The following is a 14,813-nucleotide window of genomic DNA, read 5'->3' as shown; positions in this document are numbered from 1 at the left end:
CCATGCACTTCATTCATGCCCCACAGATCTGGCAAGACTTTCCCGAACTCGTGCCCGGCGTGCTGTCCGTCGAGGGTGTCCGACAGGATGCGAGCGTCGATGCGGAGATTGCCCGGCTGCAGGCAACCGCGCGCGCTCGGTTGGCAGGCACACCGGAAGGCGAATTGCCCGAAATCCAGGCGTGGCGACGCGCGTTCTCACGCATGGGCCTGAAACCCACGCAATACCGCTGCGCTGCGGAATCGCTCTTGCGGCGCTTCAGGAAGGACGACGCGCTACCGCAACTACATCCGCTGATCGACATCTGCAACGCGGGCTCGCTCGCGTTTGCGATTCCGGTGGCGGTGTTCGATGCAACGGCCATCGACGGGCATCTGACCGTCCGCCGCGCCACTGGCGACGAGCGCTATCTGACCTTCGCCGGCGAAATCGAGCAGCCCGATGTGGATGAGGTGATCTTTGCCGATGGCGCCAACCATGCGCATGCGCGCCGCTGGTGCCACCGCCAGAGCGGCGATTCGGCTGTCCGCGCAGACACATCGAGCGCGTTGATCGTGGCGGAAGGCATGCACGCAAACGCAGCGGCAGACGTGCGCGCGCTGCTGGAAACGCTGGCGGCAACACTGACGGCTGCCGGGATGCGGGTCTCGGCGCCCCGCCTGCTGAGTGCGGCGGCGCCGGAATACGTGGCTTAGGCTTCGGCGTCGGGCGCCGTCACCTCCTCCATGCGCTCGATGCGCACGCGCACGATGCGGCGGCTGCCGGCTTCCAGCACGACGAAGCGCAAATCGTGGCGCACCAGCGAGTCGCCCACCTCAGGCAGGCGATCCCACTGGTTGAACAGGTAGCCGCCCAGGCTCGTGGCACCGCCGCCTTCGTCGAGCAGCCAGTCGACGTGCAATACGTCTTCGAGCTGGCGCAGATCAGCCTCGCCAGCAACCTCCCAACAGCCTTCGCCCACTTCAACCACGCCCAGACGCTCGTCCTCATCGGGAAACTCGCCGGCAATGGCTTCGAGGACGTCGATGGGGGTGACCACGCCCTGTATCACGTCCAGTGAATCGGTCACCACCATCATGCGTCCGCGCGCGCGCTTGAGTTTGTCCATCAGACGCAGGATGCCGATGTTGTCCCCCACCTTGAGCGCGGGCTTCACCGAGCGTTCCACGTCGATGGTGCCGCGCGTATCGAGATCGCCCATCAAGTCCTTGGCGCGTGCCACGCCCACCAGGTCATCCAGCCCGCCGCGGCAGACCGGAAACTGGTTGTGCGGTACCGCCAGCAACAACTTGCGCGTGGTTGCCGGATCGGCATCCAGGTCCACCCACGAGATGTCGTGGCGCGGCGTCATGATCGAACGCACGGAGCGTTCTGCCAGATCCAGCACGCCGCTGACCATGCTGCGCTCTTCGGGGCGGAACACCGTCTCGGGCGCGGGCTGGTCCGCATGGGGCGCGGTTTCGTGGGCCTCGGTATCGGCAGGGGTACCGCGGCGATCGCCCAGCAGGCTTAGCACGGCGTCGGCGGTGCGCTCACGCAGCGGACGGCGGCGCTCGTAGCGCACGGTATTGCGTTGGGCCACCTGGTTGAAAAACTCGATCAGGATCGAGAAACCGATGGCCGCATACAGATAGCCCTTCGGAATATGGAAGCCCAGCCCTTCCGCCACCAGGCTGAAACCGATCATCAGCAGGAAGCTCAGGCACAGCACCACCACGGTGCGATGCGCGTTGACGAAGTTCGTCAGCGGACGCGACGCAAACAGCATGGCACCCATGGCGATCACCACGGCGGCAATCATCACCGGCAGGTCGTTGACCATGCCCACCGCAGTGATGACGGAGTCGATGGAGAACACCGCATCCAGGATCACCACCTGCGCGATCACGTTCCAGAACTTGCCGTGGCCGGTGCCGTGGCTCTCGTCCTGCGGCTCGCCATCCAGGCGCTCGTGCAGCTCGGACGTAGCCTTGAACAGCAGGAAGAACCCACCCAGCAGCAGGATGATCGAGCGCCCCGACAGATCCACCGGCCCGATCGTCAGCAGCGGCTTGGTGAGCCCGATCAGCCATGACATGGCCATGAGCAACACCACCCGCATCCCCAGCGCCAGCCCCAGGCCGATCATCCGGGCACGATCGCGCTGCGCCGGCGGCAGCTTGTTGACGAGGATGGCGATAAAAACGAGGTTGTCGATGCCGAGAACAATCTCGAGCACCACCAGGGTGAACAGGCCGATCCAGATGGACGGGTCAGCAAGCCAGGTCATAGGGAGAAGTCAGTGACAGCGCAAACGCAATGCGCCGATGATAACCGCAGCGCACGCATGGCCCGCGCTGCGGCAGAGAACGCAACAGATGGGCCGGACGCCCATGTGCTCAGCGCTGGGCCATCTGGGAAGCCCGGGTGGCTTGCGCGGCCGGCTTCGGAGCCTGCACGGGACGATAGCCGTCGGTCAGTGTTTTGAGGAAGGCAACGATGTCGCGTACGTCAGCCTCGGAGAGCACCGGCTTGTCGCCGGGCTTGCCACCGAAGGGCGGCTCCATGTTGACGTTGGCGCGGTACTGGGCAGGCAGATCGTCGAACTTGTCGACAGTGCCGTCGGCCTTGCGCGGATACCACTTCTGCGGCTGGGTATCGCGCTGGGCGTAGAAACGCACGGCGTCTTCCAGCGAGTGGATGGCGCCGTTGTGGAAGAACGTCTTGCGCAGCGCCACGTTGCGCAGTGACGGCGTGCGGAAGCGTCCGCAGTAGTCAGTGTGGTCTTTCAGGTCGGTCCGGTCGGGGCCGCACAGGCCCAGGTCAAAGAACGCCGGATCGGCATTGGCTGCCAGCGTGCGGTTGCGCGGCACGCCCACGGCAATGTGGCCAAAATCGGTGAACGCAGGGAAGGCACCGTCCTGCTTGATTGCGCTCACGTGGCACGTGGCGCAGTTGCCCTTGGCCGGATCGGCAAAGACCTGCAGGCCACGCATCTCCTGCGGCGACAGCTTGACCTGGCGGCGCAAAAACGCGTCGTACTTGCTGTCGTACGGATAGAACTCCGACGGCGTCTGCTGAAACACCTCCAGCGCCATCAGCGCGGCGCGGAAGGCGGTGTCTTCGTTGTCGAGAATATCGTTACCAAACACCTGACGAAATGTCTGCGCGTGGCGGCCATTGCGCAGCTTGGCCACCACCGCAGCCGGCGTGCCGTTGGCCATCTCGTGCGCGGAGAGCAGCGGGATGCGTGCCTGGTCGTGCGTGGACGACACACGGCCGTCCCAGGTGTAGCCGCCGGTCGGGCCCTGGTCTTCGGAATCGTTGCCGTCGTTCTCGTAGAAGTGCTCGGAGAAAGGCGGCACATTCTGGATGTAGCGCAATGACGGCGCGGCGCGCACGCCGGTCTTGTGCATGTCGGTGCCGCCCAATTGCACGGACAGATCGTTCGGCGGGCCGTAGGCGTGGGTGGGGCTATGGCAGCTTGCGCAGGCCTGCTTGCCGGAGGCGGACAGCGCCGGATCAAAGAACAGCGCCTTGCCCAGTGCCGTCATTGCCGCCACCGATGGACGGCGCGTCGCCATCATTGTGTAGAAGGCCTTTTCATAGGCCGGTGCTGCCGGTGCGGAGGCAACCACCGGCGTGACTACAGGCACAGAAGCCGACGGAACCGAGGCGGCCGTCGCCGCCTGCGCCGAGGAGGGCTCGCCGCGTCCACACGCAGCCAACCCGGCAAGCGCAAGCGCCGAAACAGCGATCACGCGAAACGTGGCAACAGGCAAAAGGCGGCGCATTGGCGGTGGGCGGAATATTGGGAGCCTTGCAACTTAGCATGCAAGTGATGACACTTTGATGTCGTCAACCGTCTGTCACGTCAGCCCTTGGAGAACGTTCATGGTGGCAAATGTCTTCAAACGTTCGGTGGTGCCCCTACTCCTCCTGATGATGGTTATCACGATCAATTGGGCCGAGACTCGCTTCAGGCCAACGTTTTCATCATCAACTTGTCACACAGGAAGACCAGACTCCGGCTCGCTTTCGTCCCCCCCACAACAATCCAGGGAAATCATGAGCCGAGCATTCCGTCTTCTGCCGCTGACCGCGCTGGTCGCGGCCAGCATGTCCGCCTGTGGCGGCAGTGACTCGAACAGCAGCGCCTCCACCCAGTCCACTTCGGGCGTGGTGACCGGCAGCTACTTCGAGCATGCCAAGGTCTGCATCGATGCCAACAACAACGGCAAGTGCGATTCGGGTGAAGCCAGCACCTATACCGATGCCAACGGCGCGTACACGCTGAGCGGCACGGGCGCCATCACGGTGGAAGTCGGCACGGATGCTTTCCGCAATGACCCGGCTACGGGCGCCCACAATGCCATCACGCAACCGCTGGTGTTCCGCGCACCGGCCGGCGCTGCTGGCGTGATCAGCGCAATCTCGACGGAACTGGCTGCCCTGATGGACAGCAACGGCGGCGACATCAATGCTGCCAAGACGGCCCTGGCCGCACGCCTGGGCGTGACGATCGACAAGCTGCTGGAAGACCACAACAAGGAAAGCGACGCCAACACCAAGGCGGCCCTGCAGGCTGAAATCGATCAGGCCATCGCGCTGATCGCCGATGCCGTGGCCACCGGCGGCGACATCAACAAGGGCATCCGCGACGGCGTTGCCAAGCGCATGGCGCTGAACAACAACGTGCAGACCATCGTCGTGATCTACGCGGAAAACCGCGGTTTCGACAACCTGTACGGCCTGTTCCCGGGCGCCAACGGCATCCCCGGCGTGAACCCGACCTCCACCGGCTCGTTCGTCGCGCAAAAGGACTTCGACGGCTCCGTGCTGCCGAGCCTGCCGCCGACCTGGGGTGGCCTGACCGCCGCCGGCCAGACCGTGACGCTGCCGCAAGCCAGCACCACTGGCTGGGCCAATAAGCCCTTCCAGATCGACAATCCGAACGGCATCAACGGCACGAGCACGGTTGTTGGGCAGAACGTCATCACGCGTGACCTGGTTCACCGCTTCTACAACAACCAGATGCAGATCAACGGCGGCAAGAACGACATGTTCGCTGCCTACTCCGACGCGGGCGGCCTGTCGCTGGGCTACTACGACGGCAGCCAGATGTCGATGTGGAACATTGCCAAGCAATACACGCTGGCCGACAACTTCTTCCAGGGCGCCTTTGGCGGTTCGTTCCTGAACCACCAGTACCTGATCTGCGCCTGCGCACCGATCTACCCGAACGCAAAGACCTCGGTTGCCAGCGGCAACATCTCGCAAGTCACCGTCAACGCAAACGGCATCCCCGTGCTCAACCCGGGCACGAACAACCCGACCTCGGCCCTGTCGGGTGCCCCGGTCTATGCCAAGGACAGCACGCTCACGGCCGACGATGGCTCGGGCGTGTTCTACGCGGTCAACACGATGCAGCCGCCGTATCAGCCGTCGGGCAACGGCGTGGCCAGCGGCAACGCTGCCTATGCGGACCCGACCAAGGCATCGACCATGCCGGCGCAATCGCAACAGACCAACATTGGTGACCTGCTGACCGCCAAGGGCGTGAACTGGGCCTGGTACGCCGGCGCCTGGAACGCGGCCATCGCCGACGCCCCGAACGCCACGCGCAGCGTGATCTACAGCGGCACGATCCAGTTCCAGCCGCACCACCAGCCGTTCAACTACTTCACGCGCTTCGACCCGGCCACCACCACCGGTACCACCGAGCGTGCGGCCCACCTGAAGGATTACGACGCAGCGTTCCTGCAAGATGCAGCCGCAGGCAAGCTGCCGGCCGTGACGTTCTACAAGCCGCAAGGCAACCTGAACCAGCACCCTGGCTACGCCAGCGTGACGGACGGTGACGCCCACATCGCCAACGTGATCGCCCAACTGCAGAAGAGCCCGCAGTGGAAGAACATGGTGATCGTCGTGACGTATGACGAAAACGGTGGCTTCTACGACCACGCCACGGTGCCGAAGGCTGACCGCTGGGGCCCGGGCACGCGTATCCCGGCGATCATCGTCTCGCCGTTCGCCAAGAAGGGTTTCGTTGACCACACCCAGTACGACACGGCGTCGGTGCTGCGCCTGATCACGCACCGCTTTGCCCTGCCGACGCTGCCGGGTCTGAAGCAACGCGACGCAGCACTCGTCTCCAACGGCAACAAGCCGATGGGCGACCTGACCAACGCGCTGGACTTCTCGCAGTCGCAATAACGCCTGCAAGCGCAGTCCACATGAAAAAGGCGGCCAGGAGGCATTCCTGGCTGCCTTTTTCTTTGCCTACTTGCCTTTCTTCTTGCCGGCAGGCTTTTCGCTCTCAAGGCTCTCCAGCCGCATCCCCACCTTGATCGTCACCTGCCAGTGAGCGATCTTGCCATCCACCAGGTGGCCGCGCGTCTCAAGCACTTCAAACCAGTCCAGGTACTTCAGCGTCTCGCCGGCCCGGGCGACGGCATTGCGGATGGCCGCGTCGCTCGACTCCGGTGAAGAACCCACCAATTCGATCATCTTGTAGGTATGGGAACCCATATCGCCTCCATGTTGGTCTGGGTGTCGTGCAGAAGGTCTCCTGCAGACTGCACGCTGAACGTGCCCGCAACTGAGCGTGCGCCACGTCACTTACCAGAATGGCTGCTGCTGCCCCACTCTGCCAGCCCATTTTTTGGTGGGCGAATTGAATGCCTGGCGGTTAATTGCGTTTACAAAATTGACAAAGCTTGTCACGCCAACCGACGCGGCGCGTCAAACCCGGCCACGGCATCTGCTTGAACTGTCATATTGCGCAGGTATCCTGCGCGGCTTTTGTATGACATCACGGCATTCTGCCGGTGGCACAGAACGTGCCTTAGGTAGTTCACCCGTGTCCCCTTGAGGAGGCGCAATGCGCCACCCCGCCCAACAAGCTATCGCCACGCCCCCGCTGTCCCGCTCGTCGTCTGCATCGCCGTCTGACACCTCGCGCCTGCTGGCCGAGACTGTCGCCTTCCATATCGAACGCAGCGGGCGCCGCATCGAGGCCACCTACTCGGCCCGCAACGGCATCGTCACGGTCAAACATCAGGGCAAATCCCTGTCCACCTATTCACCGCAGGGCGACTTCAAGGCCGTTGCGCGTCAACTGCTCAGCGTCATGCTGACTATCTGAGCACGCAGCGCAGCCAGACGGCCTTCAGCCCGCGGGCGGGGCATGGTGAAAGTTCCTGTAATGGTTTGCCAGCCGTTTCGCCAATCCAACGCCCGTGCGCCCGAACGCTGGCGGCCCACATCCGTTACGATGACGGGCATCCCGTTCATCACTTTTGCAGACCGCCGGTTTCCGGCGCGCATTCACCGTGTCTGGCGACGCCGGCCTTTCCTCGTCTTCCGCGCCTGCTGCTTCAGCGATAGTGCTGTCGCACGCGCCCTTCTCCTACCCGGCCTTCCGGCTGTTCTGGTTCACCAGGCTGTCCACCACCTTCGCCTACCAGATGTTTGGTGTGGCAGTGGGCTGGCAGATCTACGATCTCACGCGCAGCGCCTACGTGCTCGGGCTGGTAGGCCTTGCCCAATTCCTGCCTTCGGTGGTGCTGGTATTGGCCTCGGGCCATATCGCCGATCGCTACGACCGGCGCCGCGTAGTGCGTGCATGCCAGGCCATCGAGGCACTGGTGGCCATGACGCTGGCGATCATGGCATTCCACGGCCACGCCGGCGTGCAGTCGATCTTCCTGTGCGTGGTGGTGATCGGCGCGATGCGCGCCTTCGAGACGCCGACGCTGCAGGCGCTGCTGCCATCGCTGGTGCCGCCGCAGGCGCTGCCACGCGCCGTGGCGTTGTCCAGTTCGGCCGGGCAGACCGGCGTCATCCTCGGGCCGGCGCTGGGTGGCCTCCTCTATGTGGCCGGCGCACCGGTGGTGTATGCCACGGCAGCCGGACTCTTTCTGCTTGCGCATGTTCTGCTGGCGTTTGTGCGCATGGAGCGCGTGGTGCCGGTCAGCACACCGGTGAGCCTGCAGTCGCTGTTCGCGGGTATCGCTTTCATCAAAGGGCGGCCGGTGGTGCTGGGCGCCATCTCGCTCGACCTGTTTGCCGTGCTGCTGGGCGGCGCAACGGCGCTGCTGCCGATCTATGCGCGCGACATCCTGGGCACCCAGGCGTGGGGGTTGGGGCTGCTGCGCTCTGCACCAGCTGTGGGCGCGCTTGGGATGGCGATCTTTCTTGCGCATCGGCCGCTGGAGCGGCGCGTGGGCAAGGTGATGTTTGCTTCCGTCGCCGTCTTTGGGCTGGCAACGCTGGTGTTCGGGGTTTCGCGCTGGCTGCCGCTGTCGATGCTGGCGCTGGTGGTGCTGGGCGCGGCAGACATGATCAGCGTGGTCATCCGGACCTCGCTGGTGCAACTCGATACGCCAGATGCGATGCGCGGGCGCGTAAGTGCAGTCAACTCGGTCTTTGTGGGTGCATCCAACCAGTTGGGCGAGTTCGAGTCGGGCATGCTGGCCGGGCTGCTGGGGCCGGTGCCCTCGGTGGTGATGGGCGCGATGGGCACGCTGCTGGTGGTGGCGATCTGGATGCGCCTGTTTCCGGATCTGACGCATCGAGACCGCCTGCGCGAGCCCCATCCGCCACACCCAACACCCCCCTCGTCAGGGGGATAACGCTGCACACCCGCGCCAGTATTGGCCCGGGCAGGAATCGGGCGTCAAATGGGCGACCCTCTGGCAGGCATGTCAGCGAAACCCCGATGGCGGCGGCGGCGGCCAATTCATATGCTGAGTCACCTTTGGCCGCTCGGTGCTGCCGCGCCCGATCGTGAAGTTCATCCTGCACCCTACCTCTCGCCCGCTGGACGCACGCGCTGCGCGCTCCGGGCACTACACGCGTCCCGCACGCCCCTCCGGGCCAACTGAGCGCGTGCCCGATCCCGGGCCATTCAGCGGCAGCGGCCTGAACGTCGCACCGGCCATTCGGCCATCCGCCTGGTTGGTGGCGATCGGCGCAGCCGTGGTCGGCACGCTCGGGCGGCTGATGCTGGAGTCGGCTGCAGGCATTCGCCTGCCGTTCTATCTGGCGTTTCCGGTCGTGACGATTGCCGCCTGGTACGGCGGCTTCTGGCCGGGCATCGCTGCCATTACCACGTACGCGCTGCTGTATGCTGGCTTGGTTGAGCTGCAAGCGGTGCCGCCCATCAACCTCACGCCCGTGCAGTTGAGCGTGTTTGCTGCGGGCGCGCTGCTGATCTGCCTGCTGTGCGAACAGTTGCGTCGGGCGCGCGCCGGTGCCGAACGCCGCGCCCGCGCTGAAACGCTGCAGCGCGTGTCGCAACAGCGCCTGCTGGCAGCATTGCAGGCCTCGCCCATCTCGCTCTATGACGTCGATAACACGATGCACTTCACCTGGGTGCACAACCCCGTGTTCGGCCTGCAACCTGAGCAACTGATGGGACGCACCGTGCGTGAGGTGTTCGGCCGCCGTGCCGCCGCACGCCTGACGGAAGCCGGCCAACGCGTGATTGCCAGCGGCATGCCCACGCGGGTGGAATTCGCCTTCCGGCGTCGGCACACCCAGCGCGTGGTCTACGACGTGGTGGTCATGCCCCTGCGTGATGACACGGGCGAGATCGTCGGCCTGACCAATGCCGTGATCGACATCAGCGAACACCGCCAGGCCGAAGCCCGCCGCGCGCAGTTGCTTGAAGCCGAATCGCGCGCCCGTGAAGAGGCCGAACGCGCCAGCCGCCTGAAGGACGACTTCCTCGCCACCGTCAGCCACGAACTGCGCACGCCGCTCAATGCCGTGCTGGGCTGGGCCCAGTTGCTGAATATGCGCGCCTACGACGAGACCATGTTCAAGCGTGGCCTGGCCGCCATCGAGCGCAGCGCCCGCACGCAAGTTCACCTGATCGACGACTTGCTCGACATGTCGGCCATCCTGTCGGGCAAGGTGCCGCTGGAGATTGGAGAAGTCGATCTGGCCGACGTGCTGGAGCGCGCCCGCGAAACCATCGAGCCGATGGCGCGCCAGAAACAGATCAGCATCGACACGGAATACCTGCCCGTGCCCATGCTGCAAGGCGATGCGGGGCGCCTGAAACAGGTGTTCTGGAACCTGCTGGCCAACGCCGTGAAGTTCACGCCCGAGGGTGGGCACGTCCGGTTATCGGTACACCCGGCACCAGAAGGCGTGGTGGCGACGGTGCGCGATACCGGCATCGGCATTGAGCCCGCCTTCCTGCCGCATATCTTTGATCGCTTCCAGCAGGCAGACCTGTCCAACACGCGGCGCCATGGCGGCCTGGGGCTGGGGCTGTCGATCGCCAAGCAACTGGTCGAACTGCATCATGGGCGCATTACCGCGGCCAGCAGCGGGGCCAATCACGGCACCACGATGGCGGTCACGCTGCCGCTGCACGCCGCGCAGCCAGATGAGCAGCAGGGCCGCGTGCCCGGCTTCGTTTCCGGCACGTCGGCTCCTGCGCTGGACGGCATGCGTGTGCTGGCCGTGGACGACAACCCGGAATCGCTCGGCGTGATTGCGCTGATGCTCGAGCGCTACGGCGCCGAGGTCGTTACCGTGTCCAACGGGCCCGCTGCACTCGACGCGTTGGAGCAAGCCGCAGCAGACTACCCGTTCGATGCGCTGGTCAGCGACCTGGCCATGCCCGGCATGGATGGCATGCAGCTTGTGCGTGCAGTGCGCGCGAAAGGCATGATCGACCTGCCCGCCATTGCCGTCACCGCATTTGCCGACCCGATCCGATTGAAAGCGGCCAAGGAGGCCGGCTACCAATCCGTCATCACCAAGCCGATCTTCCCCGGTGAGCTGGGCCACGTGCTGGCCGCCAACGTGCGTCGCAAGACCGGTCCAGAAACACTGGCCTGACCTGCGTGCAACCATGCCTTGACGGAATGGTTGACCAAACAAAAGTCATTGGCGCGGGTGTGGGCGCATCCGCATACTGGGCGTCTGTGCCGGCCGGTGGGCATCTCTCCCCTAGCAGTTCCCACCCAGCCTCACCGATCGGCCAGCTTGCCCTTCCTATCCGCCGCCATTCGTCAGTCGCGCGGCTGTCTGCTGTACCCATAAGAACGCCTGAATCCTGCCCCATCTTGGGTTGCATTGGCATTCCGGGCTCAGAGAGGAGACTGCATCGCCATGCCCATCCGTTCGCTTCCCGTTGTGTTGTCGGCCATTGCGCTCGGCATGTCTGCACAAGCTATCGCCAGAGATGCGGCCAAACCGGCCAACTCAGCCGCCGCGCAGACCATCGCCGTGCCCGGCTTGTCCAAGCCCGCCGACATCCTGATCGACCGCTGGGGCGTGCCGCACATCTACGCCAAGAGCGAAGACGACGGCTTCTTCGCGCAGGGCTTCAATGCCGCGCGCGACCGCCTGTTCCAGATCGACCTGTGGCGCCGCCGCGGGCTGGGGCAACTCTCCGAAGTGTTCGGCCCCGCCTATGTGGAACAGGATCGCGCCACGCGGCTGTTCCTCTATCGCGATGACATGCAGGTCGAATGGAACCACTACAGCCCGGATGCACAGCACATTGCCACGCGCTTTGTTGCCGGCATCAATGTGTATGTCGATTGGCTGGCCAAGCACCCGGAACAGACGCCGCTCGAGTTCCGCAAGCTGAACTACACGCCAGCGCATTGGGCGCCGGAAGACGTGGTGCGCATCCGCAGCCACGGCCTGACGCGCAACCTGCAATCGGAAGTCGCACGCGCCAACGTGGCCTGCAAGGCCAGCCTGGCCGACGACACCATCCGCTTTGGCCTGCAGCCTGCCTGGCAAACGCAGTTGCCCGAAGGCCTGGACCCTTGCCTGCCGAAGGATCTGCTGAAGGTCTTTTCGCTTGCCACGCAAGGCGTGCGCCTCACGCCGGAATCGCTCAAGGGCGTCGATATCGACAGCACCCGCGTAGCGGCTGCCACCAACCTCGAAGAGACCATGGAGGGCAGCAACAACTGGGTGATCGCCCCTGGCAAGTCCACCACCGGCCGCGCCGTGATGGCCAACGACCCGCACCGCGCGTACTCCGCACCGAGCCTGCGCTACATCGCCCACATCAGCACGCCCACGCTCGACATCATCGGCGCGGGCGAGCCGTCATTGCCGGCTGTATCGATCGGCCATAACGGCCACGTCGCCTTCGGCCTGACCATCTTCAACATCGACCAGGAAGACCTCTACGTCTACGAGCTGAACCCGGCCAACAACAGCGAATACCGCTACAAGGACGGCTGGGAGCCCTTTACCGTGCTGCACGAAACCGTGAAGGTGCGCGGCAGTGAATCCCGCCCCGTCGACCTGACCTTCACGCGCCACGGCCCCGTCATCTACGTCGATGCCGAAAAGCACCGCGCGTATGCCGTGCGTTCGGCATGGCTGTCGCCTGGCATGTCGCCGTATTTCGGCTCGGTCGGCTACATGCGCGCGCGCACGTTCGCGCAGTTCAAGCAATCGATGCTGAACTGGGGCGCGCCCACAGAAAACCAGGTCTATGCCGATACGAAGGGCAACATCGGCTGGGTGCCGGGCGGCCTCGCCCCCATCCGCCCGAACTGGGATGGCCTGCTGCCCGTGCCCGGCGACGGCCGCTACGAGTGGGCCGGGTTCTGGCGCGGCGACCAGCTGCCCAGCACGTACAACCCGACGTCGGGGTACTTCACCTCGTCCAACGAAATGAACCTGCCGGCGGACTACCCGTACCGCGAGCGCAAGCTTGGCTTCGAGTGGACCAACGGCTCGCGTCACGCACGCATTGACGAAGTGCTGGCCAAGCTCGACAAGGTATCGATTGAAGATTCGATGCGGTTGCAGAACGACATGGTGTCGATTCCCGCGCGCCGGCTGATGGCACTGCTGGCGCCGCTATCGTCCAACGACGCGGATACACAGGCCGCACTCAACCTCTTCAAAGGCTGGAATGCAACCATGCTGGCGGATTCTCCGCAGGCTGCGCTGCACGAGGTCTGGTTCACGCATCACCTGGGCCGTGCGTTCAAGAGCGCGGTGTTGCCCAAGGCCAGTGCCGATGCAATGGGTGCGCCGGATACCGCTGTCGTGCTCGACACGCTGGAACACCCGCAAGGCACCGAGCGCAAGTTTGGCGAAGACCCACAACAGGCCGCCACCAAGCGCGACACCGTGCTGCTCGCCAGTCTGAAAGACGCGTGGGCTGACATGGTCAAGCGCCAGGGCCCGAACCCGCAAGCCTGGAACTGGGGCGTGCTGCACCACAACCTGAACGCCCATCCGTTCGCCGCCATCGTCGACGAGGCCACGCGTGCCAAGCTCAACGTTGGCCCCACGCCCGAAGGCGGCAGCGCCTACACGCCTAACCAGTCGACGTATCGCGCGAGCGACTTCCTGCAGACCAACGGCCCGTCGTTCCGCACGGTGGTGGATGTTGGCAACTGGGACAACTCTCGCGCCGTCAACCTGCCCGGCCAATCCGGCAACCCCGACAGCCCGCACTACCGCGACCTCGCGCCGCTGTGGCTCAAGGGCGACTACTTCCCGCTGCTGTATTCGCGCAAGGCGGTGGAGGCAGCCACGGAGTCACGTGTGCATCTGATACCGGCCAAGTAAGTAGCAAAGTCCCAAAAGGAAACGCCACCGCAAACAACGCGGTGGCGTTTTCCTTTAGCCGATCACGAGCGCCAACACAGGCACCAGACGGTTTGGCCGTACCCTGCCCTATGCGGCGCCTTGAATTTTTGTGAGCGGGCGGAAAAAAGAAGGAGGCCTGTCTGAGCGAAGCGAGTTTGCCTCCTTCTCCGCCTGGTCACACAAATTCAAGGGGAAGGCGCCGCATCGGGCGCGCCTTTCTTTGCTTACTTTCTTTGGCAAGACAAAGAAAGTGAGTCGGCCCCGGCAGGGGACGAAACACCGGCGCACCACCAACATCAATCTAAGCAGCCCGCCCCAAAGCCAACGCCGCACGCACAGCATCCGCACGCGGAATCGGCGCAACGGCGCTATAGCCGGTGGTCGAAATGGCTGCAGCCACATTGGCATAGCGCGCGGCTTCAATCGGCGAATCCCCCGCCACAATACGCGCAACAAACGAGCCACCAAAGCAATCCCCCGCTCCAGTCGCATCAATGGCATCCACCGTATGCCGCGGCACCAGCGTGCGCGACTCGGGCGTCGCCACATAGCAGCCTTCCGCACCCATCTTGAGCGCCACCAGCTTCACGCCCCAGCCGAGCAGCGTATCGACGATGCCATCACGGTCATGACAGTCAAGCAGCACGGTCACGTCATCCCAGCTCGGCAAGCACAGGTCGCACGTGCGCATGGCCTCGCGCATCACCGCGCGAGCGCGGGCCAGCGGCCACAGGCGCAAGCGCAGATTGGTATCGAACGACACCAGCACGCCTGACGCCTGCGCATGCGACATCGCCGCCAGGCCAGCATCACAAGCCGTATCGCTGATCGCCAGGCTGATGCCCGACAGGTGGAACGCCTTGGCCGCCGCAATCGCCTGCAGCGGCAGTTGTGCCGTCTGGAAACGGCTGGCAGCGGAACCCGCGCGCAGGTAGTCGAAGTGATGGCCACGCGCATCGTGCGAGACGAAGTACAGGCCGGTCGGCGCCTGCGCATCGGTATGCACGTAGGTGTGATCGACGCCCTCCGCTTGCCACAACGCACGCAGCGCCTGGCCGAAGCGGTCACCACCCACCGCGCTGATGTAGCCGGTGCGTGCGCCCTGCCGTGCCGCAGCAATGCAAAAGTTGGACGTATCACCGCCAAAGCCGAAGTTCCACGACGTGCTGCCGGAATCCGCCTGGTTGAACTCGATCAGCGCTTCGCCATAGGCGAGGATGTCTGCCATATGCGTGCTC

Annotated in this window: 10 protein-coding genes; 6 read left to right on the top strand and 4 right to left on the bottom strand. The window is 64.6% G+C overall.

Annotated elements, in window-relative coordinates:
* Nucleotides 1-2: 2 nt before the first annotated feature.
* Nucleotides 3-695: a phenylalanine--tRNA ligase beta subunit-related protein gene (locus tag V6657_RS23235; RefSeq protein ID WP_048935851.1), complete on the top strand. Its 693-nt coding sequence runs from the start codon at nucleotides 3-5 to the stop codon at nucleotides 693-695.
* Here V6657_RS23235 and V6657_RS23230 read toward each other — a convergent pair.
* Nucleotides 692-2,269: a TerC family protein gene (locus V6657_RS23230; protein WP_048935850.1), complete on the bottom strand. Its 1,578-nt coding sequence runs from the start codon at nucleotides 2,267-2,269 to the stop codon at nucleotides 692-694. The genes V6657_RS23235 and V6657_RS23230 overlap by 4 nt on opposite strands.
* A gap of 109 nt (nucleotides 2,270-2,378) precedes the next feature.
* On the bottom strand, nucleotides 2,379-3,773 hold the full coding sequence (locus tag V6657_RS23225; protein WP_048935849.1) for a cytochrome-c peroxidase: 1,395 nt from the start codon (nucleotides 3,771-3,773) through the stop codon (nucleotides 2,379-2,381).
* 274 nt (nucleotides 3,774-4,047) lie between these two features.
* On the opposite strand from V6657_RS23225, the gene acpA reads away from it, so the two are divergent.
* Complete coding sequence (acpA, locus tag V6657_RS23220) at nucleotides 4,048-6,195, top strand: acid phosphatase (RefSeq protein WP_048935848.1); 2,148 nt, start codon at nucleotides 4,048-4,050, stop codon at nucleotides 6,193-6,195.
* A 66-nt stretch (nucleotides 6,196-6,261) separates the two neighbouring features.
* Here acpA and V6657_RS23215 read toward each other — a convergent pair whose 3' ends face one another.
* Entirely contained in the window at nucleotides 6,262-6,510 is a 249-nt protein-coding gene (locus V6657_RS23215) for a dodecin (RefSeq protein WP_048935847.1), read from the bottom strand.
* Nucleotides 6,511-6,862: 352 nt separating this feature from the next.
* On the opposite strand from V6657_RS23215, the gene V6657_RS23210 reads away from it, so the two are divergent.
* The 4 genes from V6657_RS23210 (at nucleotide 6,863) to V6657_RS23195 (ending at nucleotide 13,554) form a co-directional block, all read left to right on the top strand.
* Nucleotides 6,863-7,126, top strand: a complete 264-nt coding sequence (locus tag V6657_RS23210) for a hypothetical protein (protein ID WP_048935846.1) — start codon at nucleotides 6,863-6,865, stop codon at nucleotides 7,124-7,126.
* Nucleotides 7,127-7,313: 187 nt separating this feature from the next.
* Entirely contained in the window at nucleotides 7,314-8,615 is a 1,302-nt protein-coding gene (locus tag V6657_RS23205) for an MFS transporter (protein ID WP_048935948.1), read from the top strand.
* Between the two features lie 154 nt (nucleotides 8,616-8,769).
* Nucleotides 8,770-10,839 carry an ATP-binding protein gene (locus V6657_RS23200; RefSeq protein ID WP_171017986.1) on the top strand — a complete coding sequence of 690 codons (2,070 nt, stop codon included), beginning with the start codon at nucleotides 8,770-8,772 and terminating at the stop codon, nucleotides 10,837-10,839.
* 273 nt (nucleotides 10,840-11,112) lie between these two features.
* A complete protein-coding gene (locus V6657_RS23195) occupies nucleotides 11,113-13,554 on the top strand; it encodes a penicillin acylase family protein (RefSeq protein ID WP_048935845.1) in 2,442 nt (813 codons plus the stop codon).
* Nucleotides 13,555-13,876: 322 nt separating this feature from the next.
* Here V6657_RS23195 and V6657_RS23190 read toward each other — a convergent pair whose 3' ends face one another.
* Nucleotides 13,877-14,803, bottom strand: coding sequence for a sugar kinase (locus V6657_RS23190; protein WP_048935844.1), 927 nt, complete (start codon nucleotides 14,801-14,803; stop codon nucleotides 13,877-13,879).
* Nucleotides 14,804-14,813 lie beyond the last annotated feature (10 nt).

Source organism: Ralstonia sp. RRA (genome assembly GCF_037023145.1).
GTDB lineage: Bacteria > Pseudomonadota > Gammaproteobacteria > Burkholderiales > Burkholderiaceae > Ralstonia.
Note: the sequence above shows the minus strand (reverse complement) of the source record. Positions and strands in the feature narration are given on the sequence as shown.

Bases quoted from the DNA above. Each gene is read 5' to 3' on its own strand.
- V6657_RS23235 (WP_048935851.1), top strand. From the start codon at position 3: ATGCACTTCATTCATGCCCCACAGATCTGGCAAGACTTTCCCGAACTC.
- V6657_RS23230 (WP_048935850.1), bottom strand. From the start codon at position 2,269: ATGACCTGGCTTGCTGACCCGTCCATCTGGATCGGCCTGTTCACCCTG.
- V6657_RS23225 (WP_048935849.1), bottom strand. From the start codon at position 3,773: ATGCGCCGCCTTTTGCCTGTTGCCACGTTTCGCGTGATCGCTGTTTCG.
- acpA (WP_048935848.1), top strand. From the start codon at position 4,048: ATGAGCCGAGCATTCCGTCTTCTGCCGCTGACCGCGCTGGTCGCGGCC.
- V6657_RS23215 (WP_048935847.1), bottom strand. From the start codon at position 6,510: ATGGGTTCCCATACCTACAAGATGATCGAATTGGTGGGTTCTTCACCG.
- V6657_RS23210 (WP_048935846.1), top strand. From the start codon at position 6,863: ATGCGCCACCCCGCCCAACAAGCTATCGCCACGCCCCCGCTGTCCCGC.
- V6657_RS23195 (WP_048935845.1), top strand. From the start codon at position 11,113: ATGCCCATCCGTTCGCTTCCCGTTGTGTTGTCGGCCATTGCGCTCGGC.
- V6657_RS23190 (WP_048935844.1), bottom strand. From the start codon at position 14,803: ATGGCAGACATCCTCGCCTATGGCGAAGCGCTGATCGAGTTCAACCAG.